3 protein-coding genes are annotated in these 4,268 nt (G+C 73.1%); all 3 read left to right on the top strand.

Translation table 11 applies throughout. From position 1 onward, the window contains the following. The coding region (locus ACWGKQ_RS51860) for an ABC transporter ATP-binding protein (protein WP_453299125.1) at positions 1–884 on the top strand (884 nt) is incomplete at its 5' end. Next, positions 881–2,749 carry an ABC transporter ATP-binding protein gene (locus ACWGKQ_RS51855; protein WP_453299124.1) on the top strand — a complete coding sequence of 623 codons (1,869 nt, stop codon included), beginning with the start codon at positions 881–883 and terminating at the stop codon, positions 2,747–2,749. The genes ACWGKQ_RS51860 and ACWGKQ_RS51855, both read left to right, overlap by 4 nt. 30 nt (positions 2,750–2,779) lie before the next feature. Continuing rightward, the coding region (locus ACWGKQ_RS51850; RefSeq protein WP_453299123.1) for an ABC transporter transmembrane domain-containing protein at positions 2,780–4,268 on the top strand (1,489 nt) is incomplete at its 3' end.

Raw genomic sequence — 4,268 nt, 5'->3', positions numbered from 1 at the left:
CGGCGCGGGCGCCATACAGGTCTGGGGCGTGGGGTCTCCTGGCCGGGGCGGCCCCGCCCCCGCCGGGGGGCGCGGGCACCCCCGCGACAGGCCCCCACCGGCCCGCACCCGACCACGGCCCCCTACCCCCGGCTCCCGACAACGATGGCATCCGCTTCCACGCCGTCTCCTTCCGCTACCCGGACGCCGCCCCCGACTCGCCCCCGACGCTCGAACTCGTCGACCTCCACATCCGCCCCGGCGAGTCCATGGCCCTCGTCGGAGCCACCGGCAGCGGGAAGACCACCCTCACCGCCCTCGTCCCCCGCCTGCACGAGGCCACCTCCGGGCGGATCACCCTCGACGGCCGGGACATCACCGCCATGCCCCGCGAGGAACTCCGCGCACTCGTCGCCGTCGCCTTCGAGGAACCCACCCTCTTCTCCGCCTCCGTCGGCGAGAACGTGCTGATGGGCGCCGAGGAAGGCGCCGGCGAGCCCGAGCTGGCACGCGCCCTCGCCGTCGCCCAGGCGGACTTCGCGCACGCCCTCCCCCAGGGCACCGCGACCCAGGTCGGCGAGCAGGGCCTCAGCCTCTCCGGCGGCCAGCGCCAGCGCCTCGCGCTCGCGCGGGCGGTCGTCGGCAAGCCCCGCTTCCTCGTCCTCGACGACCCGCTCTCCGCCCTGGACGTGCACACGGAGGCCGCCGTCGAGGCGGCCCTGCGCGACGTGCTCGCCGACACCACGGCGCTGATCGTCGCCCACCGCCCCTCGACCGTCCTGCTCGCCGACCGCGTCGCCCTGCTCTCCGGCGGCCGGGTCACCGCCGTCGGCACCCACCACGAACTGCTGCGCGGCAACGCCGAGTACGCCCACCTGATGTCCGGGGAGGATCACCGCCGATGACCGCCGCCACCTCCCTCCCCGCCCCCGACGAGGACGACGAACACCCGCACCCGCAGACGGCCGGCACGGCCGGCGGCGACCCCTTCGACCGGGACGTCCTGCCCACCCCGCCCGGCGCCACGGGCACCCTGCTGCGCTTGCTCCTCACCCCCATGAAGGCGCGGGTCGCGTTCACCTCGTTCCTCCTGCTGCTCCAGCAGGCGGCGGTCCAGGCGGGCCCGCTGCTGGTGGCGTACGCCATCGACACGGCCGTACCGGCGTTCCGCCGCCACGACCACGGTCCGCTGATCGCGGTCGCGGTCGGGTACGGCCTGAGCGCGCTGCTCTCCGGCGGCCTCCAGTACGCGTTCGTCCGGGCCTCCGCGCGCGTCAACCAGGACGTGCTCCTCGACCTGCGCGGCCGTATCTTCCGTCACGCGCAGGCGCTGAGCATCGACTTCCACGAGCGCTACACGTCCGGCCGCCTCATCTCCCGCTCCACCACGGACGTCGAGTCGCTGCGCGAGCTCCTCAGCGAGGGCCTGCAAGAACTGGTCACGGTCATCCTCTCCTTCCTCTACATCTCCGCGATGCTGCTCTGGCTGGACCTCGGTCTCGGTGCGGTCGCGGTGGCGAGCTTCGTCCCGCTGTACCTGCTGGTGCGGCTGTACCAGCGGCGCGCGGTACGGGTGTACAAGGCACGGTCCACGGCGATCGCGACGGTGATCGTGAAGTTCGTGGAGACGATGAACGGCATCCGCCCGGTGCGTGCGTTCCGCCGGGAGGCCGCCAACGACGCCGAGTTCGCCGTGCTGAACGGGCGCCACGAGCGCACCAACGGCAATGCGCTCCTCGAAATGGCCCGGTACGTGGTCGGTTCCCGGCTGGTCGCCAACACCTCGGTCGCGGTGATCGTGCTGTGGGGCGCCTACCGGGTGGCGTCCGGCTCGCTGGAGCTGGGCGTCCTGGCCGCCGCCGTCCTCTACCTGCGACGGCTGTACGACCCGATCGACCGCCTCGGCATGTTCCTCAACTCCTACCAGTCGGCCGCGGCCTCCCTGGAGAAGATCGCGGGCCTGCTGGCCCAGACCCCGTCGGTGCCGGAGCCCTCGGTCCCCAGGGAACTGCCCCCGCCGCGGACCGAACTCCCGGGCCGCGAGGTCGTCTTCGACGGTGTCCGCTTCGCCTACCGCACCGGCGGCGAGGTGCTCCCCCGCTTCGGCCTCACCCTCCCGGCCGGGCAGACGGTCGCGGTCGTCGGCTCCACCGGCGCCGGCAAGTCGACGCTCGCCAAACTGCTCGCCCGCTTCTACGACCCGACCGACGGACGGGTCCTCCTGGACGGCGTCGACCTGCGCGAACTGACCGTGGCCGAGCTGCGGCGCGGGGTCGTGATGGTCACCCAGGAGGCGTTCCTGTTCTCCGGCACGGTCGCCGAGAACATCGCCATCGGCCGCCCGGACGCCACCCGCGAGGAGATCGAGCAGGCCGCCAAGGCGATCGGCGCCCACGAGTTCATCGCCGCGCTGCCCGACGACTACGACACGGACGTCCGCAAGCGCGGCGGGCGTATCTCGGCCGGGCAGCGCCAACTGGTCGCGTTCGCCCGCGCCCTGCTCGCCGACCCGGCGGTGCTGATCCTCGACGAGGCGACCAGCTCCCTGGACATCCCCGGCGAACGGGCCGTGCAGCGCGCGATGTCGACCGTGCTCAAGGGCCGTACGGCGGTGGTGATCGCGCACCGGCTGTCCACGGTGGAGATCGCCGACCGGGTGCTGGTGATGGAACACGGCCGGATCGTCGAGGACGGCCGCCCGGCCGAACTCATCGCGGGAACGGGTCGGTTCGCGGATCTGCACCGGGCGTGGCGGGACAGTCTGGCGTAGCCGACAGGTCGAGAGGACGGGGATCGCAGGGTGATCGACGCGTACGAGGATCCGGGCACGCCGGACACCCGCGGTGGGTGGTCCTATCTGTGGTGGCTGGTGGCCTGCCAGCCGGGCCGCTCGCTCGCCGGGGCGCTGCTGGGCAGTGTCTGGCTGACGCTGATGGCCGTGACGCCGTACCTGATGGCCCGGGCGGTGGACGACGGCCTGGTGCCGGGCCATGTGGCGGTGCTGGCCGGCTGGACGGCGGCGATCTTCGTCCTCGGGGCGGTCAACGCCTGGATCAGCATCATGCGCCACCGCACGATGACCCGGGTGCGGATGGACGCGTACTTCCGCACGATCAAGGTGCTCGTCGGGCAGGCGGTACGGCTCGGCGCCGAGCTGCCGCGCCGGGCCGACGCCGGGGAGGTCGTCACGATCGGCGTCAGCGACGTGCAGACCATCGCCCAGGCGCTGACCGTCGTCGGCCCGGGGGTGGGCGCGGTCGTCGTGTACGCGGTGGTGGCCGGCCTCCTGATGACGATCTCGCCCCTGCTGACCGGTGTGGTGCTGCTCGGGGTGCCGGTGGTGGCCCTTCTCGCGGGCCCGCTGGCCCGGCGGCTGCAGGGCAGGGAGACCGAGTACCGGGAACGCCAGCGCGTGCTCACCGCCCGCATCGGCGACCTCGCGGGCGGCCTCCGCGTCCTCAACGGCCTCGGCGGCAAAGGCCTGTTCGCGGACGCCTTCCGCCGCGACTCCCAGCACCTGCGCGCCCAGGGCTACCGGGTGGGCGCGGTCGCCAGCTGGGTCCAGGCGCTGGGCATGGGCCTGCCGACGGTGTTCCTGGCGGTGGTGACCTGGATCGCGGCCCGGATGGCGGCGCGCGGCGACATCACGGTGGGCCAGCTGGTCTCGGTGTACGGCTATGTCGCGGTCCTGGTCGGCCCGGTGGCGTTCCTCCTGGACATGGGCTACCAGCTGAGCCGGGGCGTGGTCGCCGCCCGCAGGGTGGTACGCCTGCTGCGCCACGAACCGCAACCCGACACAGCCACCGAACAGGCCCCCACCGACCCCGCCGTCCTGCACGACCCGCACTCGGGAGTACGAGTACGCCCGGGCCGCCTGACCGCCCTGGTAGGCGCCAGCCCGACGGAAACAAGCACGGTGGTGGACCGCCTGGGCCGCTACACCCACTCGGACGTGACATGGGGAGGGGCACGCCTGGACGCCGTCCCCCTCGGGGAAGTACGCACCCGCATCCTGGTCGCCGACAACGACGCCGACCTGTTCGCCGACACCTTGCGCAATGCGCTAGGCGCGGGGCTGTTTGAAAGGGGCGACCACAACGCGCCCCAAAGAGGCGCGGGGCCGTGTCAAATCTGCGGCTGCCGCCGCGCGGGCACAACCAACCCCCACACACCCACCGAAGCACCTCACGACGCCGACCACAACGCGCCCCAAAGAGGCGCGGGGCCGTGTCAAATCTGCGGCTGCCGCCGCGCGGGCACGACCAACCCCCACACACCCACCGAAGCAC

The organism is Streptomyces sp. NPDC054770 (assembly GCF_053611985.1).
This window is presented reverse-complemented; position numbering and strand designations above follow the sequence as displayed.